The 15,777-nt window shown below is 63.3% G+C and carries 11 protein-coding genes and 2 riboswitches; of the genes, 4 read left to right on the plus strand and 7 right to left on the minus strand.

Annotation, left to right across the window (positions count from 1 at the left end; translation table 11 throughout):
• Window positions 1–34 precede the first annotated feature (34 nt).
• Window positions 35–235: riboswitch (cobalamin riboswitch) on the plus strand.
• A gap of 119 nt (window positions 236–354) precedes the next feature.
• Window positions 355–1,581 (plus strand): aromatic ring-hydroxylating oxygenase subunit alpha, encoded by a 1,227-nt coding sequence (locus tag BUB53_RS06675; RefSeq protein WP_073033921.1) that lies wholly within the window; start codon window positions 355–357, stop codon window positions 1,579–1,581.
• A 4-nt stretch (window positions 1,582–1,585) separates the two neighbouring features.
• A complete protein-coding gene (locus BUB53_RS06680) occupies window positions 1,586–2,662 on the plus strand; it encodes an FAD-binding oxidoreductase (RefSeq protein WP_073033922.1) in 1,077 nt (358 codons plus the stop codon).
• A 172-nt stretch (window positions 2,663–2,834) separates the two neighbouring features.
• Here BUB53_RS06680 and BUB53_RS06685 read toward each other — a convergent pair whose 3' ends face one another.
• The 7 genes from BUB53_RS06685 to BUB53_RS06715 all read right to left on the minus strand — a co-directional run bounded on the left by BUB53_RS06685 (window position 2,835) and on the right by BUB53_RS06715 (window position 13,122).
• Complete coding sequence (locus BUB53_RS06685) at window positions 2,835–3,836, minus strand: DUF6925 family protein (protein ID WP_073033923.1); 1,002 nt, start codon at window positions 3,834–3,836, stop codon at window positions 2,835–2,837.
• Between the two features lie 180 nt (window positions 3,837–4,016).
• A complete protein-coding gene (locus BUB53_RS06690; RefSeq protein ID WP_073033924.1) occupies window positions 4,017–4,775 on the minus strand; it encodes an ABC transporter ATP-binding protein in 759 nt (252 codons plus the stop codon).
• A complete protein-coding gene (locus BUB53_RS06695; RefSeq protein ID WP_073033925.1) occupies window positions 4,772–5,755 on the minus strand; it encodes a FecCD family ABC transporter permease in 984 nt (327 codons plus the stop codon). The genes BUB53_RS06690 and BUB53_RS06695 overlap by 4 nt, the downstream gene beginning before the upstream one ends.
• The gene (locus tag BUB53_RS06700; protein WP_229709482.1) at window positions 5,752–6,516 is read right to left on the minus strand and encodes an ABC transporter substrate-binding protein; all 765 of its coding nucleotides are present in this window, start codon (window positions 6,514–6,516) and stop codon (window positions 5,752–5,754) included. Before BUB53_RS06700 ends, BUB53_RS06695 begins: the two co-directional genes overlap by 4 nt.
• A gap of 88 nt (window positions 6,517–6,604) precedes the next feature.
• The gene (locus tag BUB53_RS06705) at window positions 6,605–8,596 is read right to left on the minus strand and encodes a TonB-dependent receptor plug domain-containing protein (RefSeq protein ID WP_073033927.1); all 1,992 of its coding nucleotides are present in this window, start codon (window positions 8,594–8,596) and stop codon (window positions 6,605–6,607) included.
• Window positions 8,597–8,724: 128 nt separating this feature from the next.
• Window positions 8,725–8,941: riboswitch (cobalamin riboswitch) on the minus strand.
• A 411-nt stretch (window positions 8,942–9,352) separates the two neighbouring features.
• Window positions 9,353–12,082, minus strand: a complete 2,730-nt coding sequence (gene metH, locus BUB53_RS06710) for a methionine synthase (RefSeq protein WP_073033928.1) — start codon at window positions 12,080–12,082, stop codon at window positions 9,353–9,355.
• Window positions 12,079–13,122: a homocysteine S-methyltransferase family protein gene (locus BUB53_RS06715; RefSeq protein WP_073033929.1), complete on the minus strand. Its 1,044-nt coding sequence runs from the start codon at window positions 13,120–13,122 to the stop codon at window positions 12,079–12,081. The genes metH and BUB53_RS06715 overlap by 4 nt, the downstream gene beginning before the upstream one ends.
• Before the next feature lie 439 nt (window positions 13,123–13,561).
• Here BUB53_RS06715 and pxpA point away from each other — a divergent pair, with 439 nt between their 5' ends.
• Window positions 13,562–14,296: a 5-oxoprolinase subunit PxpA gene (pxpA, locus tag BUB53_RS06720; protein WP_073033930.1), complete on the plus strand. Its 735-nt coding sequence runs from the start codon at window positions 13,562–13,564 to the stop codon at window positions 14,294–14,296.
• Entirely contained in the window at window positions 14,293–15,759 is a 1,467-nt protein-coding gene (locus tag BUB53_RS06725; RefSeq protein ID WP_073033931.1) for a TCP-1/cpn60 chaperonin family protein, read from the plus strand. Before pxpA ends, BUB53_RS06725 begins: the two co-directional genes overlap by 4 nt.
• Window positions 15,760–15,777 lie beyond the last annotated feature (18 nt).

Consider the following 15,777-nt stretch of genomic DNA (forward strand, 5'->3'; position numbering starts at 1 on the left):
GTCGCAAATTACCCATTGCGCCCCTGCAAATGCGGTTATCGGGAAAAGGCAAGGTGCCGCCCACGGGCGGAGAATTGGGAAGCCGGTGAAAATCCGGCACTGCCCCCGCAACGGTAAAGGTGTTGTACGGGCGCGGTATGACCACTGGGGAAGAGGAGCCCCGGGAAGGTGCCGCGCGCAGGTCCGAGCAGGGCCGCACCGCAGTCCGGAAACCAGCCTTGCACGAGACGTCAAACCGCGGGTGGCGGTGCGGGCGCTGTTTTCGGGGCGGTTCCTCTCAGTCGCCGTTCCCGCAGGCCGCCCTTGCCGACCGTCCGCCTAACACGCCGCGGGGCGCGGCAGGAGGCCAGAAATATGACCCAACCGATCAGCGATCTGCTGGCACGGCGGCGGCCGGGCTATGCTTTGGAACAGGCATTCTATACCGATCCGGATATATTCCGGGCGGATATGGAAACCATCTTTTACCGCGACTGGCTTTTTGCCGCTCCGGCCTGCGATCTGCCCAAACCGGGCAGTTTCGTCACCCACCGGATTGGCGATTACGGCGTGATCATCGTGCGCGGCGGCGATGGCGAGATCCGCGCCTTTCACAATACCTGCCGGCATCGCGGGTCGATCCTGTGCAAGGCGGCGAGGGGAAACGCGCCCAAGCTGGTCTGCCCCTATCACCAGTGGACCTATGAACTGGACGGCCGTTTGCTTTGGGCGCGCGAGATGGGCGATGATTTCGACGCAAGCCAGCACGGGCTGAAACCGGTGCATTGCCGCGAACTGGAGGGGTTGATCTATATCTGCCTTGCCGCCGAGGCCCCGGATTTCGAGGCGTTCGCCACGCTTGCCCGGCCTTATCTGGCGGTGCACGATCTGAAAAACGCCAAAGTGGCGCACGAAACGACCATCGTGGAAAACGGCAACTGGAAGCTGGTCTGGGAAAACAACCGCGAATGTTATCATTGCGGCGGCAATCATCCCGGCCTGTGCCGGTCGTTCACCGACGATCCCACCGTGACCGGCATCGAGGAAGGGGCCACTCCGCCGCATCTGCAAGCGCATTTCGATCGGCTGGAGGCGCAGGGGTATCCTTCGCAATTCCGGATGTCCGGCGACATGCAGTACCGGCTGGCACGGATGCCCCTGCTGCCCGGCGCGAAAAGTTTCACAATGGACCTGCAACCGGCGGTGTCGAAATGGCTTGGCGAGGTGCGCGACGATACTGCCGGTACGCTGTTGAAGTACCATTATCCGACAACCTGGAACCATTTCCTGCCGGATCATTCCATCGTCTTCCGTGTCACGCCGCTGAGCCCGACAACGACCGAGGTCACCACCCGGTGGCTGGTTCACAAGGACGCGGTCGAAGGGGTCGATTACGACGTGACGCGTCTGACCGAGGTCTGGATCGCCACCAATGACGAGGACAGGCAGGTGGTCGAAGACAATCAGCAGGGCATCAATTCGCCCGCCTACGCGCCCGGCCCCTATTCACCGATCCACGAAACCGGCGTCATCGGGTTCGTTGACTGGTATTGCAACACCATGACCGGGCGGCTTGACCCTGTCGCCGTGGCGGCGGAGTGAGCCGATGCAGGATTTGTCGAACATCCCGTCGCGGGCGATCTGGAACGATGCCGAGCCGCTTGAATGCGTCTCGGTGATCCCCGAAGTGCCCGACACCGCGACATTCACCTTTCGGGTGCCCTCCGGTGCTCTTTTCGATTTTCAGCCGGGGCAGTTCCTGACGCTGGAAATCCCCGTGCCCGGCGGGCCTGTGCACCGTACCTACACGATCTCCTCGTCGCCGTCGCGGCCACGGTCGATCTCGATCACCGCCAAGGCGCAAAAGGACAGCATCGGAACACGCTGGATGCTCGACAATCTTGCGCCGGGCGTTCGGCTCAGGGCCTTTGGCCCGGCCGGCCTGTTTTCCCATATGAACCACGATGACGGGAAATACCTGTTCATCTCGGCCGGGTCGGGCATCACGCCGATGATGTCGATGACGACATGGATGTTCGATCTGGGCACCGAACCCGACATCGTGTTCATCAATTGCGCGCGCCGTCCCGGCGAGATCATCTTTCGCGAACGGTTGGAGCATATGGCCAGCCGCGCTCCGGGAATCGACCTGCATTGGGTGGTCGAACGGCCAGATCGCTATGTGCCCTGGACAGGGTATCGCGGCACGTTCAATCAGCTCATGCTCGGGCTGATGGCGCCGGATTATCTTGAACGCGAGGTGTTCTGCTGCGGCCCGGACCCGTTCATGCAGGCCGTGCGCGAGGCGTTGCAGGGGCTTGGCTTCGACATGGACCGCTATCATCAGGAAAGCTTCCATGCCCCGGTGGAAACCGAGGCGGACGTGCCGGAACTGGACGATGTGGTTCCCGATGAAGATACCCGCGCCGAAGTGATCTTCGCCGGGTCCGGTGTTATCGCGAAAGTCGCGGAAACCGACACGATCCTGTCGGCGGCCAGGGCCAATGGCCTCAATATCCCGTCCGGCTGCACGTTCGGAGTCTGCGGCACCTGCAAGGTTCGCAAGACTGCCGGTGAGGTGCATATGGTTCACAACGGCGGAATCTCGGAGGACGACATCGCAGAGGGGTATATCCTTGCATGTTGTTCGCACCCGATCGGGAAGGTGGAGGTGGATATATAGAAGTGCTCAAGGACGAAGAGCGGCAGCGCGCTGCGTACTGCCCGGAGGTCCCGAAAGCAGGCGATATTGAGCCTCGGCACACTGCAATCCGGGCGCGTGGCTGTCAGCCATAGCACAGGGATATCGCCAGGGAAGATGCCGGACAGGTCTCGGCCTGTCCGGCCAAACCTTTTCAGTGCCCGGGATTCTCGGGCTCGGCATCGGCCTCGCCCTTGTCGAACGCGCGTGCCCAGGCGGCGATAAGGTCGCTCTCGCCATGTTGCCGCCGCCATTGCCGGATCGCGTTGCGCAATCCGGTGCGCGCCAGACGGGTGCCGGGTTCGGACCAGCTTTCGGGCGGGAGACCCTTGTCGAGCGCATCCCAGACCTCTGATTTCTGTGTGACATAGTCGTCCGGCCCCCAGGCTGCGAGCAGCTTTTGAAACCTATCGAAGGCCTGGGCGTCGAAATCCTTGTCTTCGCCGAGCCGCCCGAGAACCGGGCTGTTGGGATGAAAGCCTGCGCAGGGCACCCAGCCTTCGGGGATGGGCGTATTGGCGGAGTGGGTGCGCTCTGCGCGGAGCAGTTTCGGCAGCACATGCGTGTGCGGACCTTCCGGCGATGCACCGCCCGTGTCCGGGCCGCCGATCATCTGGTAGACCTCGACGCGGCCCAGTCTGGTCAGGGCAACGCGATGCGGATGCGCCCTGAGGATCGCGCCCATGGCGGGATTGTCCGGCGCGAAGAGCGACTGCCCGGCATGGGCGCGCAGAACGGTAAGCAGATCGGCGTCATCGGTCCGGATGCAGAAATCCACCTGGGGCTGTGCCAGCCCCATGTCGAACAGAACCGCGTCGCGGTCTTGCGGGCGGAGGGCCGCGTTGTCGGGGCCGAGTTCGGTAAGCACGTCACGGCGCGTCATGCCGGCGGCATCGGAAGGCAGGCATAATGCAATGGCCTGTGTCCAGCGGTGCGGTTTGGGGCTGAGCGTTTCGTAGGCAACCGGCCTGACCCCGTCCAGCGTGTCGATCCTGAGTCCGCCGCGATCGGTGATTTGTTCCAATGTCTGCGCAACGGGCGGTCGTGGGTCGGCTGCGACGTGGTGAAATTCGGCAATCGCGCCGAATGATCCCATGTTCCAGCCTGCCTCGGGGTCGTTCAGCCCGTCAAGCAGGGTGTGTTCCAGATTCGGCATTGTCGGTCTCCTGTATGCTGGTGCCGTTTTGGACGGCAGGGTAGGGGGCGCTGCTGAGTATTTCGCCGATATAATTGTGACGCCGGGCATGACGCACCGGGCCTTCAGCTACGGCGAGACCCGCGGCGCTTTGAAAGGAACGGCCCTGGTCCAGCCGCTGGCAATCCGGACAGGGGCCGGTCATCGGATCACCTCGAGCGGTTGGCAGACCGGTCCCTGATCGGTATCGCGATACCACGCGGTGATCCCGAAAACATGCGCCAGGCGGTCGGGTGTCAGCACGTCGCGCGGAGGGCCATCGGCGACGATTCCGCCGTCGCCCATCATGAGGATCCGCGTGCAGTGCCGCGCGGCAAGGCCGAGATCGTGGAGCGAGACAAGAACGCATTTTCCACTTTCGGCAAGTTTGCCGAAACTCCGGATCGTTGAAATCTGATGCGCCGGATCCAGACCGGCCACGGGTTCATCCGCCATCAGAATGGGGGTGTCCTGTGCCAGTGCCCGGGCAATCAGAACACGGGCCTGCTCGCCCCCGGAAAGGCGTGTGGCCGCGCGGTGGCGCATGTCGTCGAGTTCCATCCGGGACAGGGCCTTGTCGACATGGGCACGGTCATTGGCGGACGGGCGTTGGCCGGTTCCGAGGTGGGGCAAGCGGCCCAGCATGACCACATCCTCGACACTGACCGGCCAGGCGATCTCGCGCGCCTGGGGCATCCATGCGACCGTCCGGGCGCGTCTGGACGGGCTGAGCCGGGCCAGAGAGCTGGTTCCGTCATGGGGTAAAACCCCGAGCGCCGCCCGCATCAGGGTTGTTTTGCCCGAGCCGTTGGGGCCGATCAGGCCCACGAATTCGCCGCCGCCGATCGAGAGGGAAACATCGCGAAATACCTCGCGCCTGCGCAATGTGACGGACAGGCGCGACAGCGTGAGATTGGTCATATCCGTTCCCTCCGCTGCTTGAGGATCAGGTGCAGGAAGAGCGGCGCGCCCACCAGAGCGGTCAGCACGCCAAGCTTGAGGTCGCGTGCGGGGAGAACGACCCGCACCGCGATGTCCGCCGCCAGCACCATCGCCGCGCCGCCAAGGGTCGATGCCCATAGCAGCCGGGACGGGCGTGCGCCGACAAGCGGGCGCAGGATATGCGGCACCACAAGGCCGACAAAGCCGATGGCTCCGGCTACGGCGGTGCCTGCGCCCACGACGCAGGCGGTCCCGATCACGAGTTTCAGCCGCAGGCCCCGTAGCCCGACTCCCATGGCTTCGGCGGCGTCCTCGCCCAAGGTCAACGCATCGAGACCGCGGCCCAGCAGGGCCAGCAGCCCCCAGCCGACCAGCATCAGGGGAAGCGCCAGCCAGACATGCGCCATCGAGCGGTCGGCCAGCGATCCCATCATCCAGAAAACGATTTCGTTCGCGGCGAAGGGGTTGGGTGAAAGGTTGAGCACCAGAGATGTCAGTGATCCTGCAAGCGACGACACCGCGATTCCGGCAAGGATCAGTGTCAGCGATGTGCCTCCGGGGCCGGCCAGCAGCATAACCAGCAAAACCCCCAGGAGCGCGCCCGCAAGCGCCATCAGCGGCAGGCCGAGGGCGAAGGCTGCGGAAAGGCCCGTGTGAATTGCAAGAACCGCGCCGAACGCGGCCGAGCCGGACACCCCGATCAGCCCCGGTTCGGCCAGCGGATTGCGCAGATAGCCCTGCATTGCCGCACCGGCCAGCCCGAGGCTGGCGCCAATCATGACCGCGAGCAGTGCCCGTGGCAGACGGATTTCGCGCATCACCAGCGTCAGCGGCCCGCCATCGCCCCGAAACAGCGCCGAAAGGCTTTCGGACAGGCCCACACCGGCGGGTCCGACCAGCAAAGAGGCCATAAACAATGCAATCACCGCCAGAGTAAGGGCGACAGCCAGACGCTTCATCGTGTTTCTCCGGTAATTGCCCGGCGCGTTTCGGCAAGCTCTTCGATCGCGCGCAGCACATAGGGTGTGCCGCATACCCAGTCGTGATCGGTCATGGTGGCCCCGGCGCGGCCAGTGCGGAACGCCCGAACCGCGGGATGATCCAGCATCGCCTCGGATCGCGACGCACCGGGATAGGGGCGCGAGGTGATGACGATATCGGGGATGGTCATGACAAGCACTTCCAGCGGCAGTCGCGCACCCGCGCCATATCCTGCGCGGGTGGTGGCGTTCTCGAACCCGGCGGCCAGCAGAATCTGGCCCGCCAGCGTGCTGTCGCCCGAGGTGTAGCCGTTTGCGTAGTAAAGCACCGCCTCGGGGCGTTGCGTTACCTGTTGGCGCAGATGACCGAGGCGCGCGTCGAATTCGGCAACCAGTTCACGGGCCTGAACCTGCCGATGCAGGATATCGCCCATGCGCAATATCCGGGCGCGGACATCTTCAAGCGACGTGGCCGGTGGAAACACCTCGACGGGTATCCCGAGACGCCGGAGCATGGCGGTTGTGGCCTGTGTCGAATATTGCCCGGCGATCACGAGATCGGGCTGCATGAGATAGATTTCCTCGGCCAGACCGTGGTTTTCGACATAGCCCGCCGCCTTGTCGGCCATGGCCGAAGACCGTGGATCGCTTGCGAGATAGGAGACCGAATGAAGCTGTCCCTGCTGTGCGATCAACATGGCAAGCTGGTCGGTGCAAAGGTTCATCGACGCAACGCGCATGGGCGCCGCATCCCCGGATGCGGCAGGCGACGCCCATGACAGTAACGCCGTCAGGGCCGCCGCATGGTGCGGCCCTGACCGAAGGATTTCAGAAGCGCGCCGAAACGCCGAGATACATCGTGCGGCCCTGCGTACCATAGCCTTCGAGCTCCTCGTAATTTTCGTCGAACAGGTTCGTGATCCGGCCATTCAGCTGCACCCGGTCATTGATGTCGTGGGTGAAGCCCAGATTGACCACGGTGTAGTCCTTCAGTTTCACCCGGTCGAAATCGTCGGCGGGATTGCCGCTGATGAAGCTCGCGGTCTTGAAGTCGGAGTCATACAGCCCCGCGACATGCGTTGCGTCCAACCGCAGCCGCGTCCGGTCGTTGGGCAGGGCGTAGTTGATGCCAAGCGATATCTCGTGCTCGGGGCGGCGGATCTCGATCGCGTCGCGGGTGCCGCCGAACAGGCCCGGCACAGGTTCCGACGCGTCAAGCCACGTATAGGCCAGCGACAGGTCCAGCCGATCGGTCACGTCAAGGCGCGCGGCGGCCTCGATACCCTTGCGGGTGCTCGTTCCCGTATTGTTGACCGGAACCGAAGCGTTCAGGACCGGATCAAACCGCGATCCGATCTCGTCGGTCAGCGTTTCGTCGAAATAGGTCAGGTCGATTATACCGCGCCCGTCCCAGAATTGCTGCTCGACGCCGATATCCCAGCCTTCGCTCTGTTCCGGCTTGAGGTCCGGGTTGCCGACGAAATCGGCGTAAAAGCCGAACTGTTCGATCAGGGTCGGGTTCTGGACGCCGGTCCCATAGGAGGCATGAAGCCGGGTTGTGCCGTTCGGCAGCAGGTAGGATGCGCCTGCCGCGTAGGTCGTGAAATCCCTGAATTTGTCGTTGTCGTCGTGCCGCACGCTGATCTGTGTCGACAGTCCGTTTCCGAAATCCCCCTGATATTCAAGCACATAAGCGGTCTGTTCGCGCTCTTGCCTGATGAGCTGTCCGGGGTTGAATACGACGGTCGGATCATTCTCGCGGTAGGTCAGACGTTCCCACTCCGCACCGAATGTCAGCGTGTGGTTGGCGGCGTCCAGCGTGGCGGCGTCCAGCGCGACAGTGCCCTGATAGGCGACTTTGCGGCGCGTGCCGGTATTGTCCTGATTTTTCGCGCCAGTACCGTCGCGGCCTTGCCGGTCAATATCGGCAAATGACAGGGTCAGCCGGTTGGACATTCGTCCGCCCCACAGATCCGCCTCGGCAAACACCGATCCGAAGGTTTCCTGCACCTCGGCATTCGCAATCGAGTCGGTGACCAGCCCGGCAGCGGTGGGGGCCGCGAAATTGAAGGTATCGAAGTCGGAGATACGGTCAGTATGGCGCAATGTTGCCCCGATTGTCACAGTATCGGACAGAAACAGACGTCCCGTCAGGTTGTACGTCTTGTTTTCATCACCATCGTCATCTCCGCCCCCGCCGGGGGTTTGGGACACATCGAAGCCGCCGGTATCGCGCCGGGCTGCCGAAAAGCTCAGTTCGCCGCGCTCGCCTCTGGCGCGCAGGGCGAAATCCAGTTGCGTCGTGCCGTCCGATCCGACCTCGGTGCCAAAGCGTCCGCTTACGCCCGGCTCCTCCGCCCGTTTGGTTGTGATCGAGATGACACCGCCGATGGCGTTCGATCCGTAAAGCGCGGATTGCGGGCCGCGGATCACCTCGATCCGTTCGATATCGGCAGCGATCAGGCCGCCAAAATCGTATTCGCCCTGGTTCGGGGCCGCCACGTCGACACCGTCGATCAGAACCAGCGTGTGATTGCCTTCGTGCCCGCGCAGCCGAACCTGTGTCAGCCCCCCGAACGATCCGGTGCGCGAGACCGACAGGCCCGGCACCTGTCGCAGAACGTCGGCGACGTATTGGGTGCCCCGCGCCTCAAGGTCTTCGCTGGTCAACACGGTTGCCGCGCGGCCATATTTCTTTGCCTCGACGGGTGTCAGGCCACCCGAAACGATGATGGGATCGAGTTCTACGGTCTCCTGGGCCGAAGCGGCAGTGGTCAGGAAAAGGGTGGCGAGAACGCCAAGTCGCAAGTGGTGAGCCATTCAAGGTCCTCCGTTACCCCATGGAAAGGGGCAGACAGCATGTGAATCTGTGGAGGAAACGCCCCCGCAGATGGTGAAATGTCACCACTACGGACGGCATCCGTTGTCCTCGGCGCGCCCCGCACCCGGACAGGGTGATCACCTCGGCAGGTCTCCTGACTTGCGGGTCATTGCTTGGCCGGGCCTTCCCACCGCGTTCATGTGCGGCAGTGACTTTGATCCGGCTTCGCTATCCGCTTACAGTTGCGGGGGCAGTCGCGGAATTGGTGTCTGATGGCGACACCGCACCGTGTTCCCTTTTCACCGAACGGGCATGCCGTTCAGACCGAAGTGGTATCCTGATAGCGTGGATCGTGGCGCGAGAAAAGAAAAACCTTTGGGATTCATGCGGATGGTGTCTTGCAGGTGATGATTTTGACGGGCCTCCGATCCCGGATGCCGTCATTTGTCTGAGCAGAACCCCATCCCTCGGACCCCGGCGCGGTGGGGTTTGGGATTTGTACGAAACGTACGAAGTGTACGCGGGTTTTGTACGAAACTTGGGGCCGGGTGGCCCGGTTGCATACAACATGGACACAAATGCCGGATTTCGGGGACGGTCCCTTGCCACAGACGCCACGACACGCCGTTTCGCACCCTATGCGGTAAGCCACGAGGCCACGGACGGGGCGACGGCGGCGCGCCGGTTTTCCCCGGAGTCCGTGCGGGCGTTCGGGGCCTGTGTGACGCAACCGGCGGGGGCCGCAGGCCGTGGTTTCAGGCGGCCTCGCGGCGGCCCGGGGCGTTCGGGATGTAGTTCAGCACCGGGGCAAGCCAGCGTTCGGCCTCTTCCAGGCTCATGCCTTTGCGGCGGGCGTACTCCTCCACCTGGTCGCGTTCGACCTTGCCCACCCCGAAATAATAGCTGTCGGGATGCCCGATATAGAGGCCCGAGACGGATGACCCCGGCCACATCGCCATGCTTTCCGTCAGTTTCACCCCGGTCGCGTCCTCGGCGTCGAGCAGGCGGAAGAGGGTGCGTTTTTCGGTATGGTCGGGCTGTGCGGGATATCCGGGCGCGGGGCGGATGCCGTCATAGGGTTCGCCGATCAGCGCCTGCGGGTCGAAGGCTTCGTCCGGCGCATAACCCCAGAACTCGCGCCGCACGCGTTCGTGCAGCATTTCGGCCATGGCCTCGGCGACGCGGTCGGCCAGCGCCTTGACGAGGATCGCGCCGTAATTGTCGTTGGCCTTGTCCAGCCGTTCGGCGATGTCGGCCTCTTCCGGCCCTGCCGTCACGACGAATCCGCCGACATGATCGGACCCTTTCCCGACAGGTGCCACGAAATCCGACAGCGCGACATTGGGGCGTCCGTTGCGCTTGCCGGTCTGCTGGCGCAGCGTGTGCAGGGTGGCCAGCGTTTCCTCGCGGTCCGCGCCGGTAAAGAGCCGGATGTCGTCACCCACCGCGTTTGCGGGCCAGAATCCCACCACGGCGCGCGGCGTGAACCAGCGTTCGGTCACGATCCGGTCCAGCATGTCCTGTGCATCGGCAAACAGCGCGCGGGCGGCTTCGCCCTGTTTCTCGTCCTCCAGGATTTTGGGGTAGACCCCGCGCATTTCCCAGGTCTGGAAGAAGGGTGTCCAGTCTATGTAGCGGGCGATTTCGGCCAGATCCCAATCGGGCAGAACCCGCGTGCCGGTAAAGGACGGGGCAGGGGGCCGATAGCTGTCCCAGTCGAACGCGAGCGCATTGGCGCGCGCCGTCTCGATCGGCAGGCGGCTTTTGGCGCGTTCGCCGCGCTCGTGCTTTTCGGCCACCTCGGCATAATCGGCGCGGATGTCCGCGACATACCCGGCCTTTTGCCCCGGATTGAGCAGCGCGCCGACCACACCGACCGCCCGGCTTGCATCGGTGACATAGACGGTCTGGCCCTTTTCGTAGCGCGGCGCGATCTTGACGGCGGTGTGAACCTTCGACGTGGTGGCACCGCCGATCAGCAGCGGAACGTCAAAGCCTTCGCGTTCCATTTCCGACGCCAGATGCACCATCTCGTCCAGCGAGGGGGTGATCAGGCCCGACAGGCCGATCACATCGACCTTTTCCTCGCGGGCGACTTGCAGGATTTTCTGCGGCGGCACCATGACCCCCAGATCGACGATATCGTAATTGTTGCAGGCCAGCACGACGCCGACGATATTCTTGCCGATATCGTGCACGTCGCCCTTGACCGTCGCCATCAGAACCTTGCCCGCCGATTGCCGCCCTTCACCGCCATTGAGGCGCTTTTCCTCTTCCATGTAGGGCAGCAACACGGCGACGGCCTGTTTCATCACGCGGGCGGATTTCACCACCTGCGGCAGGAACATCTTGCCTGCGCCGAACAGATCGCCCACCACGTTCATCCCCGCCATCAGCGGGCCTTCGATGACGTGCAGGGGACGTTCCGCGGTTTGCCGCGCGGTCTCGGTGTCTTCTTCGATGAATTCGGTGATGCCGTTGACCAGCGCGTGTTCCAGCCGCTTTTCGACGGGCCAGTCGCGCCAGGCCAGATCGCGCACCTTTTCTTCGCGCTTGTCGCCGCGGAACCGTTCGGCGATTTCCAGCATCCTTTCGGTCGCGGTGCCGCCCGCTTTCGGCTTGCGGTTCAGAACCACATCCTCGCAGGCCTCGCGCAGGTCGGGTTCGATCTGATCGTAGACGGCAAGCTGGCCCGCGTTGACGATGCCCATATCCATGCCGGCCTGGATCGCGTGATAAAGGAATACGGCGTGCATCGCCTCGCGCACGGGTTCGTTGCCACGGAAGCTGAAGGAGAGGTTGGAGACCCCGCCCGAGACATGGGCATGGGCCAGGTTCGTGCGAATCCAGCGTGTCGCCTCGATGAAATCGACGCCGTAATTGTCGTGTTCCTCGATGCCGGTCGCGACGGCGAAGACGTTCGGATCGAAGATGATGTCCTCGGGCGGGAAGCCCATTTCCCCGACGAGAATGCGATAGGCGCGGGCGCAGATTTCGGTCTTGCGGTCAAAGGTGTCGGCCTGCCCGGTCTCGTCGAAGGCCATGACGACGACGGCGGCGCCGTAGGCCAGGCACAGGCCCGCGTGATGGCGGAAGGCGTCTTCGCCTTCTTTCAGGCTGATGGAATTGACCACCGGCTTGCCTTGCACGCATTGCAGGCCCGCCTCGATCACCTCCCATTTGGAGCTGTCGATCATGATCGGCACGCGGGCGATATCGGGCTCCGAGGCAACGAGATTGAGAAACTCGATCATCGCCTGCCTGGAGTCGATCAGCCCCTCGTCCATATTGACGTCGATGATCTGAGCGCCGTTCTCGACCTGATCGCGCGCGACCTCCAGCGCGGCGGCGTAATCGCGGTTGACGATCAGTTTGCGGAACCGTGCCGAGCCGGTGACATTTGTGCGCTCGCCCACGTTCACGAAGGGAATGTCGGGTGTCAGGACAAAGGGTTCGAGCCCCGAAAGGCGAAGATAGCGGGTCATGCGGGCACCTTTCGTGGCGGGAAGGGGGCGACGGATTCGGCGATGGCGCGGATATGGTCGGGCGTCGTGCCGCAGCAGCCGCCGACGACATTGACGATGCCCTCGCGGGCGAACCCGGCCACCTGACGCGCGGTGTCCTCCGGCCCCTCGTCGTATTCGCCAAAGGCGTTGGGCAGCCCGGCATTCGGGTAGGCGCAGGTGAGCGCGGTGGCGACGCCCGCGATTTCGGCCATGTGCGGGCGCATCGCCTCGGCCCCGAGGGCGCAGTTGAGCCCCACGGTAAAGGGGCGCGCATGGGCGACCGAGTGCCAGAAGGCGGTGGGGGTCTGGCCCGACAGGGTGCGCCCCGAGGCATCGGTGATCGTGCCGGAAATCATGATCGGCAACCGCCGCCCCGCCCTGGTGAAACTTTCGAAGGCGGCAAAGATCGCGGCCTTGGCGTTCAGCGTGTCGAAGATCGTTTCGATCAGGATCAGGTCGGCGCCGCCTTCGATCAGCCCGTCGATCTGCTGGCCATAGGCGAGGCGCAGGTCGTCGAAGCTGACGGCCCGATAGCCCGGATCGTTGACATCCGGGCTGATGCTGGCGGTGCGGTTGGTGGGGCCCACGGCGCCGGCCACGAAACGCGGGCGGCCGTCCCGGGCCTCTGCCCGGTCCGCCGCGCGGCGCGCGACGCGTGCGCCGGCCACATTCAAATCATGCACCGCCGCCTCCAGACCGTAATCCGCCTGCGCGATCGTGGTCGAGGAAAAGGTGTTCGTTTCAAGGATATCCGCGCCTGCCATGGCAAAGGTGAACTGGATCTCTTCCACCGCCTCGGGCTGGGTCAGAACGAGCAGGTCGTTGTTGCCCTTTTGCGGGTGGTCGGAATGGTGGTGATGCCGACAGCCCGCATGGCCATGGCCGGTGAAATCCTCTTCGGTCATGTTCAGCGTCTGGATCATCGTGCCCATGGCGCCGTCGAGGATCAGGATGCGCTCGGCCGCGAGGGTGCGCAGCGTGGCGAGGCAGGAGGCGTCGGGCAAAGAGAAGTTCAGCATTGCAACAGGATTCCGTTTGGCGGTTGAACGGTCAGGGTAACGGGTCTCGAATGTGAATAAAAATGAATGTTTATCGGTTTTAATATGAGTTTCCTTCATGTCCTGCGGCTGGCAGCGGATGGGACATTCCGGCCGCTCCCAGGGGCGGCCCGGTGTTTCACGGGGCAAGCGGACCGTATGGCAAACCGCCAGGGCGGCTTGTGCGCAGGAGCGGCGGAATCGAAAGAGACGAGGGCGCGATCAGGGCTGTCTCGGCCCTGGTCCCCCGGGTGATCGGTCTCGGGTCAGATTGCCCTGACACTGCACCCGAGCGGGTGCTCAAATGATATGCAGGAGACGATCAGCGATCTGAGAGGCGGGCTTTGCTTGCTTCACAGTCTTGACATCCCGGTCGATAAGGAGTGGTATACGCTACATCATATATCATTTTGGGGGGCATATGATTACGATCAACTGCGATATGGGCGAAGCCTTCGGGATCTATAATTTCGGAGATGATTCCGCCTGCATGCCTTTCGTCACACATGCGAATGTCGCATGCGGTTTTCACGCATCCGATCCGGTCACGATGCAACGGACGGTCAGGGAAGCGAAGGCGGCCGGAATCAATGTCGGGTCTCATCCGGGCCTGCCTGACCGCGAAGGTTTCGGGCGCAGAAGGATGCAGATGACGCGAGAAGAAGTGTCCGCCCTTATTGTTTACCAAACGGGCGCGCTTCAGGCTTTCGTCCGGGCTGAGGGCCTGGAGCTATCACATATCAAGCCGCACGGTGCGCTTTTCGGGATGGCGCAGAATGAAATGCATGTGGCGGAAGGGGTCGCCGACGCTGCCGAGATTTTCAACCTTCCGGTGATCGCCTACTCGGATTGCTGCATGTCCGAGGTTTTCACGCGCCGTGGCGTCCCGTTCTCCTGCGAATTCTATTCGGACCTCGATTACGGTGACGACGGACGCCAGATCATTTCACGAGAACACAAGGCCATTCCGGCGGACGTGGTCTGTGAAAGGGTTCTTCGTGCGGTCAAGGAGGGCGTGACGACGTCGGTGAACGGCAAGGATGTCCCTGTTGTCGCCGACAGCATTTGTGTGCATTCGGACACGCCGGGCGCGTTGGAGGTGGCCAGGGCCGTATATGAGACTTTGAAACGCGAAGGCGTTCTGGAGGACACATGAGCGCATCCCGTGTCCTGTTCGGTGACCAGCTTCGTCTTTCCATTTCCGACAGGCTTTCTCCGGCGTTGCGTGCTGCGGCAGCCGGGTTGGGGCCGCAAGGGCGAACCGCAGTCTATTCGCAGGGCGGCTCTGTTCGGCGCGCGGAAACCGGGGCGGATGTCATTCGCCATTTCACAGGGCAGAGCGCGGCGGAGAAATTGCTTCGCGAAACATTCGTTGCGGCGGATCAGGATTTGCAGGATGGGACGGCGCGGCTTGCCGCGATGGTCGAGTCCGCCCTGGCGACCAGCCGCAAAGCCGTTGCCGCGGGTATTCATCCGACCGTCTTGTCAAGGGCGGTCTCGGGGCTTTTTCCCGAGGTGAACGCGGCGTTTGCGTCATGCACGGAGAGCTTCGATGACCCGGCCCCGGTTTTAAATGCGTTCGATCTTTCTGACGCTGCGGCAGACGGGATGCGTCAGGCGATCGTGGCCGCCGGTCGGGAAGGGCATGTCGAGGTTTCCGAACATCCCGAAGAAGGGATCGTTTTCACGGCGAGCCAGGGTTTTATCGTCGATATGGAGCCGTCGCTCGGCGGGACGCTGACCGACATGGCGCGCGTGTTCGTTCTGGTTGTGAATGATGTCATACAGGACCTCAAACCGCTTCTGCCGGTGATCGAGGGCTTTGCGAAAAGCGACAAGAGTCTGGTGATCGCCGCGCGTGGGCTTGAGGGCGAGGCAAAGACGCTTCTCGAGCGCAACCGCGTCGCGGGAATACTGCGTGTCTCGGCTTTCGTGCCCGTCGATAAAGGCCCCCGTGCGGCTGAGGTGTTGACGGATTTGGCGATAGCAACCGGATCGATCCTTATTTCGGAGGAAACGGGGCGAAGCCTGAAGCATCTCACCCCGGACATGCTTGGGGCAGCTTCCGGGCTGACGCGGCAGGGCCAGCGCATCACATTTCTCGAGCCCGGGGGCGACGAGAAAGAGATCGCACTGCGTTTGAAGGGTATTGCCGCTGAGGTGGCGCGCAACCGTTATCTTTCACTGGATCGCGAACACGCGCAACGGCGCCTGTCTCGCCTGGCGGGAAGATGGGTCGAACTGTCGGTCGGGACGGACGCGACGAATCCGGGCCTGACAGGCGAGGTGCGGCGGGCGTTGAGTTCGATCCGGTCGGCACAAGCGTATGGAACAATCGAGGGTGCGGGCAGGGGGCTTGTTTCCGTTGCGGAGCTTATCGGGGCGTCCGAGGCGCACAGTCCGCAAGAGCGCGCTGCGCGGCGGATCGTGAGCGATGCCTTGCGGGCACCGGCGGACAAGCTGCGGTTCAATGTCGGGCAGGACGCCGGATATGCCGACTGGAATGCGGATGTGCCGAAACTCTGCGACCCTGTGGATTTGTCCCGAAGCCTTCTGGAAATAGCGGTTTCCCTCGCATTGCAGATGATGACGCTCGAGGCGGCGGTTCTGAGGAACTGAACGGCATATGATCAAGGA

Source organism: Roseovarius pacificus (assembly GCF_900142665.1).
GTDB classification, from domain to species: Bacteria; Pseudomonadota; Alphaproteobacteria; order Rhodobacterales; family Rhodobacteraceae; genus Roseovarius; species Roseovarius pacificus.

What these genes read in the sequence shown, in the direction of transcription:
- BUB53_RS06675 (WP_073033921.1), top strand. Translation starts at nt 355, where the DNA reads ATGACCCAACCGATCAGCGATCTGCTGGCACGGCGGCGGCCGGGCTAT.
- BUB53_RS06680 (WP_073033922.1), top strand. Translation starts at nt 1,586, where the DNA reads ATGCAGGATTTGTCGAACATCCCGTCGCGGGCGATCTGGAACGATGCC.
- BUB53_RS06685 (WP_073033923.1), bottom strand. Translation starts at nt 3,836, where the DNA reads ATGCCGAATCTGGAACACACCCTGCTTGACGGGCTGAACGACCCCGAG.
- BUB53_RS06690 (WP_073033924.1), bottom strand. Translation starts at nt 4,775, where the DNA reads ATGACCAATCTCACGCTGTCGCGCCTGTCCGTCACATTGCGCAGGCGC.
- BUB53_RS06695 (WP_073033925.1), bottom strand. Translation starts at nt 5,755, where the DNA reads ATGAAGCGTCTGGCTGTCGCCCTTACTCTGGCGGTGATTGCATTGTTT.
- BUB53_RS06700 (WP_229709482.1), bottom strand. Translation starts at nt 6,516, where the DNA reads ATGCGCGTTGCGTCGATGAACCTTTGCACCGACCAGCTTGCCATGTTG.
- BUB53_RS06705 (WP_073033927.1), bottom strand. Translation starts at nt 8,596, where the DNA reads ATGGCTCACCACTTGCGACTTGGCGTTCTCGCCACCCTTTTCCTGACC.
- metH (WP_073033928.1), bottom strand. Translation starts at nt 12,082, where the DNA reads ATGACCCGCTATCTTCGCCTTTCGGGGCTCGAACCCTTTGTCCTGACA.
- BUB53_RS06715 (WP_073033929.1), bottom strand. Translation starts at nt 13,122, where the DNA reads ATGCTGAACTTCTCTTTGCCCGACGCCTCCTGCCTCGCCACGCTGCGC.
- pxpA (WP_073033930.1), top strand. Translation starts at nt 13,562, where the DNA reads ATGATTACGATCAACTGCGATATGGGCGAAGCCTTCGGGATCTATAAT.
- BUB53_RS06725 (WP_073033931.1), top strand. Translation starts at nt 14,293, where the DNA reads ATGAGCGCATCCCGTGTCCTGTTCGGTGACCAGCTTCGTCTTTCCATT.